This is a genomic window from Sphingobacterium bambusae, from assembly GCF_033955345.1.
Taxonomy (GTDB): Bacteria; Bacteroidota; Bacteroidia; order Sphingobacteriales; family Sphingobacteriaceae; genus Sphingobacterium; species Sphingobacterium bambusae.
Genome location: NZ_CP138332.1, coordinates 924,009 through 942,704, shown reverse-complemented (window position 1 = coordinate 942,704; position 18,696 = coordinate 924,009). Strand labels below are relative to the sequence as shown.

Here is an 18,696-nt window from a genome sequence, read left to right as displayed (position 1 = left end):
ATTTTGATAAACTAACGGGACTTTAAAAAGAAGGAAATAGCTACGGAAATGAATAGAATATTATGGTATTTGTTGTTTGCGCTGTTAGGTTTGTGCGTCTCATGCAGGTCAATGAAACGCACTGTTAATAAGAATAATGTCAGCACAAATAAGCTCTTTCTTTCACTTTATGAGAAGAACGGGAATGCTTTTTATCTTACTTCTACAAATGCAACGTTCTCTACAGTATGGACATACGCACAAGACAGTATAAACATCTCTAGACTGGCTAAAGGCAACGTTGTTGAGCGATTATCTTTTAAAGAGGGGAGTATTGACGGATTTAATATTCCTGAAGTAAAAGAATTGATTAAAGATATTGGGGAGTGTGGCTATGAGTTAGACGGCGATCTATTTAGCTTTATGGTCAGGGAAGGTCGGCCAGATCGCCAAGATCTTCCAATCAGTATCGATTGTTTTACAAATAAAAAGTATCAATCTTCTTTTTTAAACAAAATTGTCGATTCGATAAATAATCGTAAACTTTGGAATATCCGGTATCTTTAAACCGAAGGACTGCAAGCCCAATCCTTGCCCCATAATTGAGATAAGCGGTAGATTTGAATATCGCTTTGCTAAACATGCTGGCGGATTTGGATTAGCGGGAAAGTATATATATTGTAAACCTGCCTTATCGTTGTTGGATAGATTTGTGATGCTTGATTTTCAGAGTTTTATGAAGTTAAGAAGCTGAAAGGTATACTGTTATATAATATTGTAATATGAAAGCCCATGATGGAAAAGTATTTAAACGAAGAACAAATTAGATCGAGATTAGGCGCAGGTAGGTCTGTCGAGCAATGGCTAGGCTTTGTCGAGAAAGACGATTTTACAATACTTAAATGGTTAAGTATCGATTGTGTTAAAAATGAAGGTGTCGCTGTCGTATATCAAGAATGCGTTGATGAGGGTGGTGAAGAATTTTTAGATATTTATGAGTTTTCACCAATAGATCCTGATGAGCCATTTGGTGTAATAAGTACTTTCTCTTCAATTGCAGACGCGCTAGATTTTGCAGTTTTAACGTATAATGCATCCAATGCTAAATATGTTGCAAGTGGTATGATCCAAGAAGAATATCTGAATTATATCAACCGTTAACTTTTATAGAATTAAAAAAAGGCGATATGAGGAAAAATACAAGCGAGCTGTTTGACGACTCACAGTTTTCCGATCTGAGGGAAGCGGTACTGACCAGTTTATTTGTGTTGAACAAAACTGATGTAATAACAAGCGTTTATCACTACGAGGAAGATGGTATGTGGACGTTTTTCGGAGACAGTGAAGTCGCAGAATCAGATTACAGACTTGTTGCTATCGAAGAGATCGTTGATTTAGATCCATCGATACTTCTCTTGCCGGATATGAAACCGGGGTTTTACGCGCGAAGGAAGGGAGTCAACGACACCTTTGTTATAGCGAGCATATAGCCTGCCGCGACTTTTGTTAATTTTTTAGCTATTTTTAGAGCTGCTGTGCTGTTGGCAAAAAGCCATGCTATCCCCCGAAACGAAATAAAGTAATGGAAAAAATAGTTTTTGAATGCGAGGATTTAATCACGGATGAAATGATGATGGAGAGCGTTTGGGCGGAGAAAGTCGGAGATCATTACAAATTGGATAATATCCCATTTTACGCAAGGGGATATGCATGGGGAGATGTCTTAGCCGTGCAAGAAAAGGACGGGCAACTTGTCGTATCATATCTGATAGAAGAATCTGGACACAGTACGGTGCGTATGATTTTTAACGATGTCAGCGATGTTCAGCCTACTCGCGATGAGTTAACAGCATTGGGTTGCAGCTCGGAGATCAGTCACATCGCTGTACTTATCGCCGTGGATATACCTCCAAAAGTTAGCTATGGTCTAGTAAAGTTGTTTCTCGATAAAGGGGAGCAAGAGAACAAATGGGAATATGAAGAAGGCTGTATCGCACAGGATGGATACCTATAAAAAAAAGCTGTACTAATTAACTGTTATGCCTAAGAATCGGATACTCAAAAAGAGTAAAAAGAAAGAGCCAAGTGATAACGTTTCTGGAAAGTTGCACATCGTGTGGCGGATAGCAATTTGTTTTTACATTGCTATCTTGCTGTACTTTCAATTTACTTGTGGTGGTAACGGAGCTGACTGGGTTGGTGCTGAGTTTTTATAAAAAACAAAAAAAGATGAAAAGAAATAGAGCAATAAAAATATCCGTAACAATATGTCTAGCAATTGTTTTGGCATATTACGTGTTGTCTATTTTGATCGTTAGGAATGGACAATTTGTTAACTACCACTTTCCCGCACAGTTATCTGTTGAAAATTCGATCTACAATAACAACTTCATCAGGCAAATTCGTCCGGACGAGATAAAGATTTTGGATTCGGCTTTCTATGCAGATGTTAAAAATGATCTGGAGATTTATTTATGTGAAGCATATTATTATAAACACTACGGGATATTAAATTTGTTCAATCACAGGGTTGAGTTTGATAACTCTATTTGTTTGAATCTAAATTTAAAGAGACGACAAAAAGCATACATTAAATACGGCGATGATTTTCTGAAACGAATGGGTGATAGTAACGCATACAGGAATGTTTTTCGAAAAGGTTCAAGCGTTAACGTAAAGATTTTTAATAAGGATAAAAAAGAGGCTCTTCAAATGACTTTTTTGAATTTACGTGAATAAGACCGTTTCGGTTTGCATCGCTGTAGTTTGGACCAGCTATTGATGGAGGGTAAGGTGTAATGTTACTGCATAAAAACAACCTACTTGCCACAAACAACTGTTTTAATCTTATTAATCGATTGTCATAAATTTTTTGATTTTGCTTATCCAACTTTTTCGGCTGATATTCTTCTGGATCTCCATATCATAGATGGTCAAATTGACTATTGCTTTGCTTCCTGACAGGGTGAGTGAGGCTATAGGGGAATAGGTTTTGTCTTCGTATACAATCGGGTCAAATGCGTCGAGATTTGGTAAATGTACCAATACGCCCAAGCTCCCGCCCAGTTGCTTTAGTTCTTTATTTGTAAGCAGTTCTTTAGCGGGCTTTCTATGACTTTTAGCTGTTAGCTGTGTAGAAGTCGTTTCTTTAGAGCCCGTGTTTTGTGATATGGGGTGCCTGCTCACTTTTAAGTGCCACACTTCTGATGTATCATCATTTAGAAAAGTATAAGTCGGCAAAGAGCCCTTGCGTGAAATATCGAGCTTAGAGGTTGCTGAAAAATGCACCACATCATGCAGCTGCACGCCGGCTTCGCCCAATTCTCGCGTAATAGATGAAAGCTGAGCCAATACAGTACTATGGGCTGTTGAAAAAATAAACAGCAGGAAGAGAAATGAAACAACTTCACCTAACATATGTATACAAATAAACAAAAGTTAATACTTGCTCCTTACGCGCCTCATGCATAACATATCCATGTTGTACTCAATAGAACGAAACTATTTCGTTATTCGGTTCTGCATGCATGTTAAATAGTAATAACTAAATTTATAAAGAAATAGTGATGCCTCTATCCTGTGCTGTCCTGAGAGTTGTTTGATGTATATTCTTCCTACCTGTTACGACGATCTCTGCTATTTCGCCAAATGGAAACATAGTTAATGAATATCAGCGTAAATGTGCTCAGCTCTTTTACTTTCTTTGCGATACGCTATTTAAAACAACTATGTGCCCTCGTAATTCTATAGCTTTCGGTTGTTTCTATAGATGGGGGCTGTAGCAAAACTGATTGCAATTCTTTAGTTTTGCATGTTGCTAGGTAGCAGATTAAGATTAGCCAATTGGAAATAAGTTCTTTTGACTATTTCTTACTGAAAGCTGCCGATAGCAATCAAAGACGGACGATTTTTTGCGATCAAAACGATTCTGAATTTTCGGCGCTATACTTTTAAAGTAAACAGTTATGGCCTATTTTAAGCAATACATCAATAACGAACTTCCGCTGTTCTCCGTGATAATCGAAGATGACGGAAAAGTGTGCTACGCCTACTTGGTAGAAGGAAAAGAGCTGATCATCAGTGATGTTTGGTTATATAATAGCCTGAAAACCCCAGAAACTGTCGATTGGAGTAATGAAAGTGATCTTCCATTTGAGAATCCGCACATGTTTGTCAAAATTAATATGCCGCCTGTTGACGAGGAAACGTTGGTTGAGGTTCGCTGGGCGGTACATCAGGAGAATGTTTCTGCGGAAATCTATTTTTCCAATATGTTCGTGGCTAAACTAGAAAAGGGTGCGTTTCCTGGTTGGTCCACCCTTGTGAAAAAAGATAGTCCATTGGCATTAGTTTATGAAGACTTGTCTTCCTAGGCTGTATAAAAAAGCGAAAAGTTTTGGTTTGATTTATACTACATGTCCTCGAAACATTGATGATTTTCAATGGGACGTCGCTCTCCATCAATACATCCTATCTTCTCGTTTATAAACCATCGACACCCTTATTTATAACATAGTTCATCTGCAATAAGCTGCGGATGCTGCTCCACAATCCATTGTTCCGTTACGATAAGTACAAGGTACCAAACTTTAAACGCCGCAGTGCATGCCCGCATTTGTTGCTGCTCATCGGCAAGTCGGAGAGGATAAACACGAGCGGATCGCGGGAAAACGACTGCGTATTGCATATGAGCGATGCCTTGTTGCATAAAAACAACGGGTTGTTGTTCTCCTACAATGGATCATCTTCATTATACAATGCCGCGTTGCACACTTACAATGAAGCGTTGTTTCCATGCAAAGGGACAAACGCACTGTACAATGCGGCATTGTTAGTAAACAAAGGAGTAATGCTCCTGTTCGAAGCTCTATTGTATACGAACAATGCGCCATTGTTCATGAACAATGCTGTATTGTTTACAAACAACGCTCCATTGCATACATGCTATAACGTATTGTTCTTATGCACCAAGTTGTTGTTTATATGCAAAATGGCAACTATTTTCTAAAGGAGTGTTTATTTATTCATTTTAACCGCTTTTTAAGCGGATTTTTGCCGGTATGCGTTCGTCAACATACAGATTAAGGTCATGCCATCCCAAGAAGCTGCGATGTCGTCTCAGCCTCTTGGGATAGCGTATATGTTGCGGGCCGATCAAGCAGATTAACCCGATATCAGTACAAAAAGCAATACCGCTAGCAAGGCGCCGACAATAGGACCGATGACAGGCACCCAAGCATAGGCAACATCAAAGGGCGCCTTATTTTTAATAGGCAGTAGCGCATGCATAACGCGAGGGCCAAGGTCGCGAGCCGGATTGATAGCATAGCCGGTGGTGCCGCCCAGCGAAAGGCCAATGACCCACACCAAGAAAGCGACAGGAATAGCGCCAATGGAGCCTAGCCCGATCGGCGTTTTGTCCCCCATCATGGGTTCTGTGAAATGGAGGATGGTGAAGATTAACACAAAGGTGCCTACCACCTCACTAATAAGGTTGACCGGCAGGTTGCGTATCGCGGGCGAAGTGCAAAAGACAGCTTGTTTCGTTGCGGCATCCTGCGTGCGTGCAAAATGATCTTTGTAGACCAGCCACACCAATGCAGCACCGATCATGGCGCCCAGAAACTGGGCGGTGATATAGCTGAGGGAGGTTTGTAGGTCAAGCTTGCCCAAGGCCAGGTTGGCAATGGTGACCGCACAGTTGAGGTGGGCGCCGCTGTAGGGACCAGCGATGGTCACACCTACAAAAACGGCCATAGCCCAAGCGGTGCATATCACGATCCAGCCGGCGTTGTTCCCTTTGGTGTCTTGGAGCACCACATTGGCCACCACACCGCCTCCCAATAAGATCATGGCGGCGGTACCTATAAGTTCTGAGAGAAATGGAGTCATAACGTATGGTTTATAAAGTGCTGGTTTACGAGGTATAATTAGCCCAAAATTTGACGGTCTCGGTCGCCCTTTTCCATTCATGGAGCTGCGCCTCGTGGTTCTTTTCCGGGTCAAAAACAAAAGTCTTATCTTCTTGCCATAGACTCTTTAGCTGCTCAATATCTTCCCAAAATCCTACGGCTAGTCCCGCCAGATAGGCTGCGCCAAGGGCCGTGGTTTCCGTGATGGCTGGGCGCACCACATTGGTTTTGAGGATATCTGCCTGAAACTGCATAAGGAAGTTGTTCTGTGTGGCGCCGCCATCCACGCGCAACTCTTTGATGCGAGATGGCGCGTCCATCTCCATGGCCTGCAGAATGTCATACGTTTGGTAGGCGATGCTTTCCAGTGCGGCGCGCGCGATGTGCGCATCGCTGGAACCCCGAGAGAGCCCCACAATGGTGCCTCTTGCTTCGGCATTCCAATGCGGAGCGCCCAAGCCCGAGAAGGCGGGAACCATGTATACCCCCTCCGTATCGGACACCTTGCTGGCTAGTACTTCGATATCGCTCGAATGGCGGATGATGCCCAGCTCGTCGCGCAGCCACTGCACCACGGCGCCGCCGATAAAGATGCTGCCCTCTAGTGCATACTGCACCTCATCGCCAATTTTCCAAGCAACAGTGGTCACCAGTTTATGGGTGGAGATAACAGGCTTCTTGCCGATGTTCATCAACAGAAAGCAGCCGGTGCCGTAGGTATTTTTGGCCATTCCCTCTTGGGTGCACAGCTGCCCGAACAGCGCGGCCTGTTGGTCGCCCGCGATACCAGCAATGGGGATGGCACGGCTACCCAGCTCGGTGCTGGTTTCGCCATAGACCTCCGAGCTGCTGCGTACTTCGGGAAGCATGGAGGCAGGGATGTCGAAGATGTCGAGCAGTTCCTCGTCCCAAGCAAGGCTATGTATGTTAAACAGCAAGGTGCGCGAGGCGTTGGTCACGTCGGTTATATGTTTCTGCCCACTAGTAAGGTTGTATACCAACCAAGAGTCTATGGTACCAAATGCAAGTTCGCCCTGCTCGGCAAGGTTACGCGCGCCGTCCACATGGGTCAGTATCCAGTTTATTTTTGAGGCCGAGAAGTAGGCATCGATCAGCAGTCCCGTTTTTTCTTGGATAAGCTTATCCAAGCCCTTGGCGGCGATGGACTGGCAGTATTCGGCCGTGCGGCGATCTTGCCACACAATAGCGTTGTAGATCGGTTCGCCGGTCTTTTTGTTCCATACCACGGTCGTTTCCCGTTGATTGGTGATGCCGATCGCTTTTATTTCATCCAATTTTATTTTTGATTGGGCGATAACTTCGGTCAATACGGCCAGCTGTGTGGACCAAATTTCCTTGGCATTATGCTCTACCCAGCCCGACTTCGGAAAGATCTGTGTAAATTCCTTTTGTGCGATATTTTCAATCTGCCCCGCTTTGTTGAATAAGATAGCGCGGGAACTTGTCGTTCCTTGATCCAGCGCTAAAATAAACTCTTTTCTCATGCTTTTTGGTTTATAGGGTATATGTATGTGTTGATTTATATAAGGTATTTGCTGACGAGCGCTTGGTAGTCCCGCAGTTCGTTATCGATCCATGCCTGATCTTTCCCCAGTTGCTCGGCCATCACCTGCGCCACTAGAGGAGCCGCCTGCAAAGAGGCTTGGGCATCCAGCAGCAGGAGGCGGATACGGCGCGCAAGGAAATCTTCCAGCCGGCAGGCCATTTCATTTTGCACGGCCCAAACCACCTCGGCTAAGCGGAAGTCGTAATCGGGATGGATTTTCGCTGCCAAACGTGGATCATGTTCCATCAGCTGCGCAATGTGGAGATAATCCGCACCATATACCTGCCAGTGGCCGGCCCTTTTCTCTACGCTGTACCCATGAAGACGAAGAGAAGTCGTTTGGCAGGCCTTGGCTGGCAGGTCGGTATGTTTGGCAACAAGATCCACCGTTTCTTCGCCCATTTTACGATAGGTGGTCCACTTTCCGCCAGTGATGGTCACCAGGCCGGAAGGACTTTTTATAAGCTTATGATCCCGTGAAATTTCCTTGGTGCTGTCGCCGTCGCCATGTGTTGGTGCTGCCAAAGGACGTAGACCGGCAAATATACTTTTGATATCGGCACGGGTGGGTGCGCCCTGCAGGTAGTCCTTCGCCGTGTTCAAGATAAAGTCGAGCTCCTCTTCCAAGGGGCGGGGCTCGATTTGGTGGGCATGTAGCGGCGTGTCGGTGGTGCCCAGCAGCACCTTATCATGCCAAGGCACACCGAAAAGCACACGTCCGTCGCTTGTTTCCGGAATCATCAGTGCATCGCGGTCTCCCAAAAAGTGCTTGTCGATCACAATATGGGCGCCTTGACTGGGACGTACCAAATTTTTGTGGCTGGCCGTATCCATTTTCAGGATATCGTCTACAAATATGCCGGTCGCATTGACAAGCGCCTTGCCTTTCACCTGGTAGCTTTTCTGGCTTAGGCTGTCGATAAATTGAACGCCGTTGACCTGCCCCTGTGCGTCTTTATCGATCGAAACCACTTGGCAATAGTTTAGCACGGTGGCGCCCTGCTCTGCGGCGGTCTGTGCCAAGTTGATAGCCAAACGGGCATCATCAAATTGCCCATCGTAATAGCGTATCCCGCCCTGTAAACGCTCGGTCTTGATCTTGGGAAGGCTCGCCTGCACCTGTGCCTTGCTCAGCAAGCTAGATTTGCCTATCCGTAGCTTGCCCGCCATCCAGTCGTATAGTTTAAGGCCGATGAGAAACTTCATCTTGCTGAAGAAAGAATAGGAGGGAATCACGAAGCTTTGTACAAAAGATACATGTGGCGCATTTTTGAAAATCAGCCCGCGCTCTTTCAACGCCGAAAAGACCAGCTTGACGTCGCCATTGGCCAAGTAACGCACACCGCCGTGCACCAGCTTGGTGCTTTTGCTGGAGGTGCCCTTCGCAAAGTCATACTGCTCCAGCAGCAGCGTTTTGTAGCCTCTGGAGGCGGCATCAACGGCTATGCCCAAGCCGGTAGCACCCCCGCCGATAATGATGATGTCCCAGGCTTCACCTGCTGCAACGTTTCCTATGGCTTCGATTCGCTTGAAATTCATGTTGATTTGTTTCGTTATGTTTGTTTTGATTGTAAATTTAATAAAAAACGTAAACAAACGAAACTTTTCGAAATTAATTTCGGTTTCGAAATCATTCCATCCCCAGAAATCCGTATCTTGGGGCTATGAATAACGTAGAGCGCCACCAATATATCATTCGGAGAATAGCTGAAGACGGGCATGTTTCGGTTGTAGATTTATGCGAAGAGCTGAAGGTTTCTTCGGTCACGATTCGAAAAGACCTGCAGTTTTTGGAAGATGAAATGCTGCTATCCCGTACCCATGGTGGAGCAACAAGCGTAAACCCTTATCAAAAGGATCGCCCGATTAATGAGAAAGCGCAACTACACGCCGAGGCCAAAAGGCGTATCGGGATGGAGGCTGCAAAGCTGGTGGAGCCCAATGATTCTATTATTATTGCTTCGGGAACGACCATGCAGTTTTTTGCCCGCGAGATTGTGCCGCAGGCTGGCTTGACGGTGATCACCTCGGCCATCAATGTGACCATGGAGTTGATCAAGCATGAGCAGGTGGATATTATACAACTCGGCGGTCCTGTTCGCAAAACCTCTTCTTCCATTATGGGCAGCTATGCCGAAGCCCTGTTGGGCGATTTCTTCTGCTCTAAGCTCTTTTTGGGCGTCGATGGGATTGATGGCGACTTTGGCATCACCACCACGAATGCACAGGAGGCGCTGCTGAACCGCAAGATGATGGAATCAGCCCATCAGGTGATTGTTTTGGCCGATTCGTCCAAGTTTGACCGCAAAAGTCTGGGCAAAATTGCGGCCTTGGATAAAGTTGATATGTTGATCAGCGATGCTATTCCGCCTAAATATCAACAATTGTGTGACAATTTTGGTATTGAATATAAAGTTTGTTAACTTGGAAGCTAAATCTAAGACTAGCTACTAGAAAATGAAAGAAAACAACACTTCACGACGTGATTTTATTAAAAAGACGTTGATTGGAGCTGCTGCCTTTACCATTGTGCCCCGACATGTGCTGGGCGGTAACGGTTTTTTGGCTCCGAGTGACCATTTAACCAAAGGCGTTATCGGCGTTGGGTCGATGGGCCGTGGACATTTCGCCTATGCGGGTACCAAAACGGTGGCCATATGCGATGTAGATACCCGGCATTTAGCCATTGCCCAAAAGGAATTGGGTGGCGGCATCAAAGAGCACCACGACTACAGAGAGCTTATCCAAAATCCAGAAGTGGACATTGTTCATATTGCTACGCCACCACACTGGCATGGTATTATGGCTGTAGAAGCAGCCCGCTCGGGCAAAGATATATGGTGTGAGAAACCGATGACGCGCACCATAGGTGAAGGTAAGAAAGTCAAGGAGGCCGTTGCGCAGCATGGCAACATCTTTCGCCTGAATACTTGGTTTCGTTTTACAGACAATTTCTATGGCATGAACGTGCCGGTGAAGAAAATAAAAAAATTGGTGGATACCGGCATGTTGGGTTGGCCACTTAAAGTGACCATCAGTAAACATACCGGCTTTGACTGGAAATTTTACTGGGTGGGCAAGGAGAACCTGCCGGTAGAGCAGGCGCCAAAAGAATTGGATTACGATATGTGGCTAGGGCCAGCGCCATACAAGCCATATAGCACGCATCGCGTGCACACGACCTTTAGAGGCTATTGGGATTATGATGGCGGTGGTCTTGGCGATATGGGTCAGCATTACTTGGATCCTGTGCAGTACTTTTTAGGTAAAGACCAGGAGAGTCCGGTGAAAGTAGAGGTCGATGCGCCACAGCAGCATTTTGATGCTGTGGGTACTTGGCGCAAGATTACCTACACCTACGCCGATGGTTGCCAGATTATTTTGGATGGTGCCGGTACCGAAGAGGGACAGGCTTATATCGACGGGCCGAAAGGAAAACTGTATAAAGGCTTTGTATCGGATATTCCGGATTTGGAGCGTAAACTTTCCCAGTACCCGGAACCGGCAGCGCAGGTAACGGATTTTGTGGAGGCTTGCCGCAGCAGGCAGAAATTTGCCCTGAACGAGCAGAATGGCTATTACTCGGCCACGCTGGTCAACTTAGGGCTTGCGGCGCTGCGTTTAAATCGTACCCTGCATTTCGATTCCGAAAAGCAGGAGTTTGTGAACGACGAAGGAGCGAACAGACTGATCAATCAACCGATGCGCGGACCCTGGACTATCTAACCAACCGAAAAATGAAAAAAGTATTTAATACGTTATCCGTTTTACTGTTACTCCAGGGAGCGGCCTACGCACAACAGCCGGCCAATAGAACGTCAGCAACGAAGATTGCCGATGTGTTGGCACAGCAGCCTGCAGAGGAACAAACGAAGTTTCTCGCGGCGATGAACGAGCTGGAGGCCTTTACGGCCGATGATATCGTGAACCTATTGACAGGCCTTAAAGGCAACAGTACCGAAAATATTCCGATTACCTATGCGGCAAATTCCTATGCCTTTTACGTATTGCAACAGGGTAAGGAAACTGCGCGCGCGCAGTTCTCGCAAGGGCTGATCCAAGCACTCGATCGTTTGCAGGACAAGCAGCACAAGGCTTTTGTATTGCAGTTGTTAAAGCAGACGGCTAAAAATGAAGCCATTGCGGCCATTGTACCTTACCTTAGCGACAGCGAACTGGTAGACAAAGCAGCGCTCGCCTTAAACGGTATCCGTACGCCCGAGGCTGCGAAAGCACTGTCTGAGGCTTTGCAGAAGGCGGATTCGGAAAAGACAACGACGGCATTGGTTGCCGCCTTGGGCGATCTGCGCTCGAAAAGCGATGAAGACGCCATCATTGCCAGCTTAAGTCGCTATGATAGTGAGAACTTTCAGCGCACGGTGTATACGGCGCTGAGCAAGATCGGCGGCGCTAAATCTGCCCCTGTGCTATTGAGCAAGCTAAAGACGGTCAACTACAGCTTTGACAAAACAAATATTGGCGGACTGACTCTTGACTATGCGCAGCAGCTGTTGCGCGAAGGTAACGATCGCTTGGCGCTATCGGTGGCCAACGCCGTTATGAAGGGAGCTGCTGGCGCCCAAGCGACGACGCTGCAGGTGGGCGCTCTCAGTCTGTTGATGGATGCTAATCCGCAAAAAGCAAAGAAACAGCTGATGAAAGCGGCGACCTCAAGCAACGCCTTGTATCGTAACAGTGCTTTGTCTTTGTTGAAGGGACAGGCAACAGCTGCGGACAATAAGAAGCTGATGGCTATCTTGAAAAAAGCTTCGCCAGAGGTGCAAGAAAGCATTTTCAACTATTTGGCAAAAACAGGGGATGCGACAGATTTGGCAGCCCTACAGGCAAGTTTGCCGCACGTGAAGGATACGCAATCCAAAGTTGCGGGCTTAACAGCTTTATCGTCGCTGGGTAAGGAATCCAATGCAGCCTTTCTTATCCAATCCGTGAAAGGAGCGGATGAACCTACTGCACAGGCGATTTCGGGCCTGCTGCTTTCTAGTAGGGATCCCCAAACGGTGGCCCTGATTGATGCGGCATTGCCATCCGCCGATGCGAAAACGCAATTGCTGTTGTTGGATATCCTGTCGAAGCGGACGGATGCGGCCTCTTCCAAAGTAGTTTTGCCTTTGGTTGCTTCAGCAGATCCGCAGGTAAAGCAAGCTGCGTTGAAGGCTTTACCGACCGTGGTACAAGCGGATGACTTTGATGCAGTGGTGCAGCTGCTAGCGGCTGCACCGGCAACGGATGCGCCGGCATTGCAAAAGGCCTTGATTTCGGTGTTGCAGTCCAGCACGGATCGGGATGCCAAGGTGCAGCGATTGGCTGCAAATATTTCCCGCTCGGCAGCACCTTCAGCAGCAAATTATTTCCCCGTGTTTGCTGGCATAGGTGGCGCGGATGCATTGCAGGCTGTGAAGAACTATCTGCCCAACGCTAGCTTAAAAACTCCGGCGCAGCAGGCGTTGGCCGCTTGGTCTAATCCGGAAGTATTGCCGACCTTGATCAACCTTTCCCGAGAAGAAAAGGGCGCTACGTTCGACGCTATTTTCGCGGGACTGATTAAGCAGGTGAATGCGAGTGCGCATACCGCCGAGCAGAAGACCCTGTACCTGAAAGATGCTTTTGCACTGGCGCGCAATGTGGCGCAGAAAAGACAGGTGTTGGCTAGCCTACAACAAACGGAAACCTACCAAGCCATGATTTTTGCGGCGCAGTTTCTAGATGATGCCGAACTAAAAGGTGCCGCCACGAATACGGCGATGAATATTGCGATGGACAACGCTGCTTTTACGGGAGCAACGGTGCGTTCTATTTTGGAAAAGGCGATGGCTAACCTCTCGGGGAGTGAAAGCTCGTACCTGCGGGAAGCTATCGTGCGGCATTTGGCCGAAATGCTAAAAGGGGAAGGCTATGTAGCCTTGTTCAACGGAAAGGATCTTTCGGGATGGAAGGGACTTGTGGAAGACCCTATTAAACGGTCTAAAATGTCTGCCAAAGAGTTGGCCGCAAAACAACAAGTGGCGGATCAACAGATGCGCGAAAGTTGGAAAGCTGATCAGGGAAGTTTAGTGTTTAGCGGACATGGCGATAATATTGCTACGGTGAAGCAGTACGGTGATTTTGAGCTTTTGGTGGATTGGAAGTTGGATCCAAATGGAAAGGAGCCTGATGCAGGCATCTACCTACGCGGCACACCGCAGGTACAAATCTGGGATATCTCGCGTACCAACGTGGGGGCTCAAGTAGGCTCGGGCGGCTTGTACAATAATCAAAAGAACTCAAAAGATCCGTTGAAAGTAGCCGATAACGCACTGGGCGAATGGAATACCTTCAAGGTGCGCATGCGCGGCGAAAAGGTATGGGTATGGCTCAATGGCGAACTGGTGGTGGATAGTGTCACCTTGGAGAATTATTGGGACCGTAACCAGGCGATCTTCCCAACGGAACAGTTGGAGCTGCAGGCACACGGATCGCAGGTTTGGTACCGTGATATCTACTTGAAGGAATTTCCTAGAAAAGAGGTCTACAGCTTGTCGGAAGCCGAAAAGAAGGAGGGCTTCGACCTGTTGTTTGATGGCACAAACTTGAATAAGTGGACAGAAACTTCTGCTTACGAGATTACACCCGAGGGTTTTGTACGCGCAAATCCGGATGCAAAGTTTGGTAAAAACCTATATACCAAAGAGCAGTATGGCGACTTTGTGTACCGTTTTGATTTCAAATTGACGCCGGGAGCAAACAATGGTGTCGGTATCCGCACACCATTAGACGGTGATGCTGCTTATGTGGGCACGGAAATCCAAATTTTGGATAACGATGCGGATATCTATAAAAACTTAAAGGAATATCAATATCATGGCTCGGCCTATGGCATTATCCCGGCAAAGCGCACAGGCATGAAGCCTATTGGCGAATGGAACAGCCAAGAGATTCGCCTGCAGGGCAACAAGATTCGGGTAACACTGAATGGTGTGGTGATCTTGGATGGTGACTTGGCGCAGGCTTCCAAAAATGGAACCTTGGATGGAAAAGACCATCCGGGATTAAAAAATGCCCAAGGCCATATCGGATTTCTTGGTCATGGCTCGGAAGTCTTTTTGCGTAATATCCGAATCAAAAAATTGTAAGGGTCTTTAAACGCTTATCAGATAAAACGTCTCCCGAATGTGCCTGTGGCCATTCGTGGAGACCTTTTTTTGTTGATGATAGCCTCGGAGGCTAGTTGGTCATTTCTTGAAAAACTGCCTTTATGCCGGTATAGTAGAGCGTGGTCACACTTTCAAAGCCCGAATCTGTCCCTACAATCAGCCAAACGCTGCCATTTTCATCGGCCTGCCCTGTAAATTCTCCCGTTCGGCTGATGAGCACATAGTTGTTCTCTTCCGTGCCGTTGGCAATATCGCCAATGACTTTCATGCTTGCACCATCTTGTGATTGCTGCATTTTGTCGATATTCATACGGTAGTAGTTGTCGGTGGAGTCTATCGTTTTCATAGGCTCAACGACACTGAAGCCAGCACCTACATAGACACTCTCGCCCGGTGCACCACCCACGCCCACCTGATTGGACGCGGCATTGGATGCAAAATTTACAGTGAAACGAACGCGATAGCGTTGGTTGGCCTTTAGGCCATCGACTTTTTTCTTAATGAACATAAAAAGATCATCACTACGGTTATTGCCCGATATGCGGATGCCGTTTTTTGACTGATCGAGCGGTGCCGGCAAGGCTTCGTGCGAGATACTGAGCTCGAAATCGGTATCTCCTTCGGAGGGGTAGTCTGCAAAATCACCGCTCCAATCCATCATCGATGAACTGAAATCATCGTTGACTTCTACGGGATCTAAAAATGTGGATTCATCCTCTTGACAGGAGATCAGCGTCAGGCTGCTTAGGAATAGCATGTAAATAGAAAATAGTCGCATAGCTGTATTATTATTAGACATCATCGTATCTTTAATTAACGGCTATGCGCTTATTTTCGTTTCTGGGCGCTATGGTTTTTAACAATTCTTAAGATTTTTAATAATTCAAGGCCAAGCCTACGCCAAATCCCATGTCGCTATCGTAATGCGTGCGGACGCCCATATTTTTATGGAGGATATAGCGCAGATCGACCATATATTCCCGATCGGTATTCCACATAAAGCCGCCTCGCAGTCTTCTGGAAATCGGGATGTCTTCACGCATAAGCGCTAAGCGTACGATACCATCATGGTAAACCTCGGCTTGCACGTTGATCAGGAACGGTAGGGTGTACATGGCTCCGACGCTCACTGCTTGCCGACTGTCTTTCTTATTGGTCTGCCCGAAGATGTTGGTCTCGTGCTGATCCATGCCCAGCTTGCGGTACCGCCAATCGAAGCCTACAAAGGGCATCAACCACTGCATCTTGCCGATGTATCGCCCTACATGGGTCTCCACTTCATAGCCGTGCATGTTGTTGTAGCCCAGTCGCCATTCCGTTCCTACACTCCAACGGGCATTTTGCAGCATGGCCGATCCATCATTGCCGTTACTGGCAAAGTCGTTATCGGCCATAAAGTGCCACATGTTGCTTTCCTTTTGCAAAGCGCTGTATGCCTTTTCTCTGTTGGGCAGCAACGGGTTTTGATAATCGCCCACAGCAAATACGCGGTTCATGCCGGCCATCATATGGTAAAGGATATGGCAATGGAAAAACCAATCGCCGTCTCGGTTGGCAGCGAATTCAATGGTGTCGGTTTCCATCGGCATAATGTCCAAGACATTTTTCAGGGGTGCGTAGTCGCCATTTTTATTCAGCACCCGGAAGTCAAAACCATGCAGATGCATGGGGTGCCGCATCATGGAGTTGTTGTACAGTACGATGCGTAAAACTTCACCTTTTTTGATCGGTATCTTGTCTGTTTCGGAGAGCACGCGGTTGTCCATGCTCCATACATAGCGGTTCATATTGCCGGTAAGCTCGAAGCGTAGATTTTTTACCGTTGCGGCGCTATCTAGCGTAGTGGGGCTCGTGGCGCGCAGCATCCCGTAATTTAACGTCACCTTGTCTTTTTGTTGGGGCGCATGTTGTGCATGGCCCTCATGCTTTTCATGGGGGCTTGATGCTGCTGCATGATGCGCATCACTTGCGGATGTGGACGCCTCGTCCTTTAATTCGGGATACATCACGGCATTCATGTCCATCTGCTGCAGGCTCATCTGCATGCCCATATCGTGCATGTCGCCGTTCATCTTCATCATATCGTTCATCATCTTCATGCCCTCGAAATATTGGAGGCGGGGCAGGCGCGCCGTCAGTTGTCGCCTACCGGCTCCGAGGAAAAAGGAGGACGAGCCGGTGCGGTCTTCGGCGGTAGCCAGCAGCTCATAGGCAGTGTTTTGCGCAGGAATTTCCAGCAGGATATCATATGTTTCGGAAACGCCAATCAGTAGGCGGTCTACTTCCACTGGCTCTACATCATTGCCATCGTTGGCCACAACCCTGATCTTTCCACCGGCATAGGTAAGCCAAAAGTAGCTGGATGCTCCGGCATTGGCTATGCGTAGGCGGACTTTATCGCCCGCTTTGAACGAGGCTAGCTGCTGTTCGGCTAGGCCATTGATCAGAAACTTTTCGTAATACACGTCGCTGACGTCCATGGCTTCCATACGCTTCCACTCGTTACGGAGTTTGGTTTTGAAATGTTTGGCTTGTATGGCCTCGGCATAGCTTTGTACCGTGTTTTTCTGGATGCTGAACCAATCGTTGCCGGTATGCAGCATGCGGTCTACCGTATGCGGACGAAGGTTGGTCCATTCACTTATCAGCAAGGATAAGCTAGGGATATCATCGATACCCTTTCTGAAGCTGGGGTCGTCCTTGCGCTTATGAAAAACCATGGAACCATACATGCCAATTTGCTCCTGCAGCCCCGAATGGCTATGGTACCAGTAACTGCCATTTTGGATGATGGGGAAGCGATAGGTATGCGTTTTGCCGGAGGCAATCGGCTGCTGCGTGAGATGGGGTACCCCGTCTTCTTTGTTGGGCAGCCACACGCCATGCCAATGCAGGGAGGTGCTCTCCCGCAGCTGGTTGTGCACAACAATTTCTGCGGTATCGCCTTCCGTGAACGTTAGGGTGGGCATGGGCAATTGTCCGTTGACCGCAATGGCACGTTTTTCTTTTCCCGCAAAGTGAACCAGGGTATCGCGGACGTAAAGCTCATACCGAACCGTCTGCTGCCCCCGCACGGAAAATCCGAGCACGAGGAGCAACAGCGCAAGAAAACTTGCGCGATAAATGCGTAATGACATGGAGAAGCGTTTACAGGGTTTCTACCGTTTTTCCACAGCTTAGCATCTGCGCTCCATAGTAGGGGTTTTTGATCCCTGCTTCGCGGCTTATCCAATAGGCGCCTTTGCCGTCCTGATACATCGGGCAATGCTGATAGTAAAGCTTGTCCGATGTTTTGGACGCTTTGAGCACGGTGTAAAGTGAACGGGACAGCTTGTCGAATGCCTGACGCTGTGCGTCAATGGATTTTCCTGCCGTGATGCCTGCAGTTGCTTGCTGCAGTTTCTTTTGTTCATTAGCCCACACCGCTTTTTCTTCCTTGCTGAAGTTCGCAGCCTGCAGTGCCGTCAAGGCTTGGTCGAATTTCTTCGTGGCTTCATTGGCGGCCTTGCTATCGCCTGCAATCAGGGCATCTTTTAGGCCTAGATAGGGCGTTAGCAGGCTGCTAACCGAGCTGCTCGCTGTTGCTTCGTGAGCCGTATGCTGCTCACCGCTATCTCCTTGGCTTTGGTTCTCGGCTGGCTTGCGGCCTGCTTCTTCGGCCTGTAGTGTGCGATCATATTGGCAGCAGCTGTGCAAGGCGGCGTAGGTTTCCTCCGGCGCCAAATAGCGTTCATTGTCGTATCCGGCAAGTGCAATGCGTTTTAAAATGGCATCTTCAGATGTTTTGTTGCTATCGTAGGTTAGGGTCGCTTCGTTGGTTTTACTATTCCAAACGACTAAAGATTCATTGGCCACATCGCCTGCTTTCTCGATAGTGGATTTGCACATGCCGCAGTTTCCGCTGATCTGCACGGTAAGCAATTTGCTGTTTTTAATTTGCGCCATAGCGCTGTTAACGGATATTGAAAGGGCTAATAGACCTACTAATGTATATGATTTCATGGTTTTTGCTTAAAATAAAAATGGATAAAATAATATGTTAATCTTTGGTGTTTGCTTTTTTAGCACACGACAGGACACACCTATG

At 47.2% G+C, this 18,696-nt stretch carries 17 protein-coding genes; 9 read left to right on the top strand and 8 right to left on the bottom strand.

Annotated features, from left to right (window positions below; genetic code table 11):
• Positions 1-48: 48 nt before the first annotated feature.
• From SCB77_RS03895 to SCB77_RS03875, 5 genes are all read left to right on the top strand, one after another.
• Entirely contained in the window at positions 49-546 is a 498-nt protein-coding gene (locus SCB77_RS03895; protein WP_320185117.1) for a hypothetical protein, read from the top strand.
• Positions 547-771: 225 nt separating this feature from the next.
• Positions 772-1,140 (top strand): hypothetical protein, encoded by a 369-nt coding sequence (locus SCB77_RS03890; RefSeq protein ID WP_320185116.1) that lies wholly within the window; start codon positions 772-774, stop codon positions 1,138-1,140.
• A 26-nt stretch (positions 1,141-1,166) separates the two neighbouring features.
• Positions 1,167-1,469: a hypothetical protein gene (locus SCB77_RS03885; RefSeq protein ID WP_320185115.1), complete on the top strand. Its 303-nt coding sequence runs from the start codon at positions 1,167-1,169 to the stop codon at positions 1,467-1,469.
• Between the two features lie 92 nt (positions 1,470-1,561).
• Entirely contained in the window at positions 1,562-1,993 is a 432-nt protein-coding gene (locus tag SCB77_RS03880) for a DUF4265 domain-containing protein (protein ID WP_320185114.1), read from the top strand.
• A 215-nt stretch (positions 1,994-2,208) separates the two neighbouring features.
• Positions 2,209-2,718, top strand: coding sequence for a hypothetical protein (locus SCB77_RS03875; RefSeq protein WP_320185113.1), 510 nt, complete (start codon positions 2,209-2,211; stop codon positions 2,716-2,718).
• Positions 2,719-2,829: 111 nt separating this feature from the next.
• On the opposite strand, the gene SCB77_RS03870 is transcribed toward SCB77_RS03875, so the two are convergent.
• Positions 2,830-3,396 carry a hypothetical protein gene (locus tag SCB77_RS03870; protein WP_320185112.1) on the bottom strand — a complete coding sequence of 189 codons (567 nt, stop codon included), beginning with the start codon at positions 3,394-3,396 and terminating at the stop codon, positions 2,830-2,832.
• 548 nt (positions 3,397-3,944) lie between these two features.
• On the opposite strand from SCB77_RS03870, the gene SCB77_RS03865 reads away from it, so the two are divergent.
• A complete protein-coding gene (locus tag SCB77_RS03865) occupies positions 3,945-4,352 on the top strand; it encodes a hypothetical protein (protein WP_320185111.1) in 408 nt (135 codons plus the stop codon).
• 128 nt (positions 4,353-4,480) lie between these two features.
• On the opposite strand, the gene SCB77_RS03860 is transcribed toward SCB77_RS03865, so the two are convergent.
• The 4 genes from SCB77_RS03860 to SCB77_RS03845 form a co-directional block, all read right to left on the bottom strand.
• Entirely contained in the window at positions 4,481-4,666 is a 186-nt protein-coding gene (locus SCB77_RS03860; RefSeq protein ID WP_320185110.1) for a hypothetical protein, read from the bottom strand.
• A gap of 476 nt (positions 4,667-5,142) precedes the next feature.
• Complete coding sequence (locus SCB77_RS03855) at positions 5,143-5,871, bottom strand: MIP/aquaporin family protein (protein ID WP_320185109.1); 729 nt, start codon at positions 5,869-5,871, stop codon at positions 5,143-5,145.
• Positions 5,872-5,896: 25 nt separating this feature from the next.
• A complete protein-coding gene (glpK, locus tag SCB77_RS03850) occupies positions 5,897-7,396 on the bottom strand; it encodes a glycerol kinase GlpK (protein ID WP_320185108.1) in 1,500 nt (499 codons plus the stop codon).
• Between the two features lie 35 nt (positions 7,397-7,431).
• Complete coding sequence (locus tag SCB77_RS03845; RefSeq protein ID WP_320185107.1) at positions 7,432-8,997, bottom strand: glycerol-3-phosphate dehydrogenase/oxidase; 1,566 nt, start codon at positions 8,995-8,997, stop codon at positions 7,432-7,434.
• A 125-nt stretch (positions 8,998-9,122) separates the two neighbouring features.
• Here SCB77_RS03845 and SCB77_RS03840 point away from each other — a divergent pair, with 125 nt between their 5' ends.
• Genes SCB77_RS03840 through SCB77_RS03830 form a run of 3 tightly spaced genes read left to right on the top strand, consistent with a single transcriptional unit; the run spans position 9,123 to position 14,588 of the window.
• On the top strand, positions 9,123-9,881 hold the full coding sequence (locus SCB77_RS03840) for a DeoR/GlpR family DNA-binding transcription regulator (protein WP_320185106.1): 759 nt from the start codon (positions 9,123-9,125) through the stop codon (positions 9,879-9,881).
• A gap of 34 nt (positions 9,882-9,915) precedes the next feature.
• On the top strand, positions 9,916-11,184 hold the full coding sequence (locus tag SCB77_RS03835; protein ID WP_320185105.1) for a Gfo/Idh/MocA family oxidoreductase: 1,269 nt from the start codon (positions 9,916-9,918) through the stop codon (positions 11,182-11,184).
• A gap of 11 nt (positions 11,185-11,195) precedes the next feature.
• The gene (locus SCB77_RS03830) at positions 11,196-14,588 is read left to right on the top strand and encodes a DUF1080 domain-containing protein (protein WP_320185104.1); all 3,393 of its coding nucleotides are present in this window, start codon (positions 11,196-11,198) and stop codon (positions 14,586-14,588) included.
• Positions 14,589-14,679: 91 nt separating this feature from the next.
• On the opposite strand, the gene SCB77_RS03825 is transcribed toward SCB77_RS03830, so the two are convergent.
• The 3 genes from SCB77_RS03825 to SCB77_RS03815 form a co-directional block, all read right to left on the bottom strand.
• Entirely contained in the window at positions 14,680-15,387 is a 708-nt protein-coding gene (locus SCB77_RS03825) for a hypothetical protein (protein WP_320185103.1), read from the bottom strand.
• A 97-nt stretch (positions 15,388-15,484) separates the two neighbouring features.
• Positions 15,485-17,746, bottom strand: a complete 2,262-nt coding sequence (locus SCB77_RS03820; protein WP_320185102.1) for a multicopper oxidase domain-containing protein — start codon at positions 17,744-17,746, stop codon at positions 15,485-15,487.
• 10 nt (positions 17,747-17,756) lie between these two features.
• Positions 17,757-18,611, bottom strand: a complete 855-nt coding sequence (locus SCB77_RS03815; protein ID WP_320185101.1) for a DUF3347 domain-containing protein — start codon at positions 18,609-18,611, stop codon at positions 17,757-17,759.
• Positions 18,612-18,696: the final 85 nt, after the last annotated feature.

What these genes read in the sequence shown, in the direction of transcription:
- SCB77_RS03830 (WP_320185104.1), top strand. Translation starts at nt 11,196, where the DNA reads ATGAAAAAAGTATTTAATACGTTATCCGTTTTACTGTTACTCCAGGGA.
- SCB77_RS03845 (WP_320185107.1), bottom strand. Translation starts at nt 8,997, where the DNA reads ATGAATTTCAAGCGAATCGAAGCCATAGGAAACGTTGCAGCAGGTGAA.
- SCB77_RS03835 (WP_320185105.1), top strand. Translation starts at nt 9,916, where the DNA reads ATGAAAGAAAACAACACTTCACGACGTGATTTTATTAAAAAGACGTTG.
- SCB77_RS03825 (WP_320185103.1), bottom strand. Translation starts at nt 15,387, where the DNA reads ATGCGACTATTTTCTATTTACATGCTATTCCTAAGCAGCCTGACGCTG.
- SCB77_RS03815 (WP_320185101.1), bottom strand. Translation starts at nt 18,611, where the DNA reads ATGAAATCATATACATTAGTAGGTCTATTAGCCCTTTCAATATCCGTT.
- SCB77_RS03890 (WP_320185116.1), top strand. Translation starts at nt 772, where the DNA reads ATGATGGAAAAGTATTTAAACGAAGAACAAATTAGATCGAGATTAGGC.
- SCB77_RS03865 (WP_320185111.1), top strand. Translation starts at nt 3,945, where the DNA reads ATGGCCTATTTTAAGCAATACATCAATAACGAACTTCCGCTGTTCTCC.
- SCB77_RS03820 (WP_320185102.1), bottom strand. Translation starts at nt 17,746, where the DNA reads ATGTCATTACGCATTTATCGCGCAAGTTTTCTTGCGCTGTTGCTCCTC.
- SCB77_RS03840 (WP_320185106.1), top strand. Translation starts at nt 9,123, where the DNA reads ATGAATAACGTAGAGCGCCACCAATATATCATTCGGAGAATAGCTGAA.
- SCB77_RS03875 (WP_320185113.1), top strand. Translation starts at nt 2,209, where the DNA reads ATGAAAAGAAATAGAGCAATAAAAATATCCGTAACAATATGTCTAGCA.
- glpK (WP_320185108.1), bottom strand. Translation starts at nt 7,396, where the DNA reads ATGAGAAAAGAGTTTATTTTAGCGCTGGATCAAGGAACGACAAGTTCC.
- SCB77_RS03855 (WP_320185109.1), bottom strand. Translation starts at nt 5,871, where the DNA reads ATGACTCCATTTCTCTCAGAACTTATAGGTACCGCCGCCATGATCTTA.
- SCB77_RS03885 (WP_320185115.1), top strand. Translation starts at nt 1,167, where the DNA reads ATGAGGAAAAATACAAGCGAGCTGTTTGACGACTCACAGTTTTCCGAT.
- SCB77_RS03880 (WP_320185114.1), top strand. Translation starts at nt 1,562, where the DNA reads ATGGAAAAAATAGTTTTTGAATGCGAGGATTTAATCACGGATGAAATG.
- SCB77_RS03895 (WP_320185117.1), top strand. Translation starts at nt 49, where the DNA reads ATGAATAGAATATTATGGTATTTGTTGTTTGCGCTGTTAGGTTTGTGC.
- SCB77_RS03870 (WP_320185112.1), bottom strand. Translation starts at nt 3,396, where the DNA reads ATGTTAGGTGAAGTTGTTTCATTTCTCTTCCTGCTGTTTATTTTTTCA.
- SCB77_RS03860 (WP_320185110.1), bottom strand. Translation starts at nt 4,666, where the DNA reads ATGCAATACGCAGTCGTTTTCCCGCGATCCGCTCGTGTTTATCCTCTC.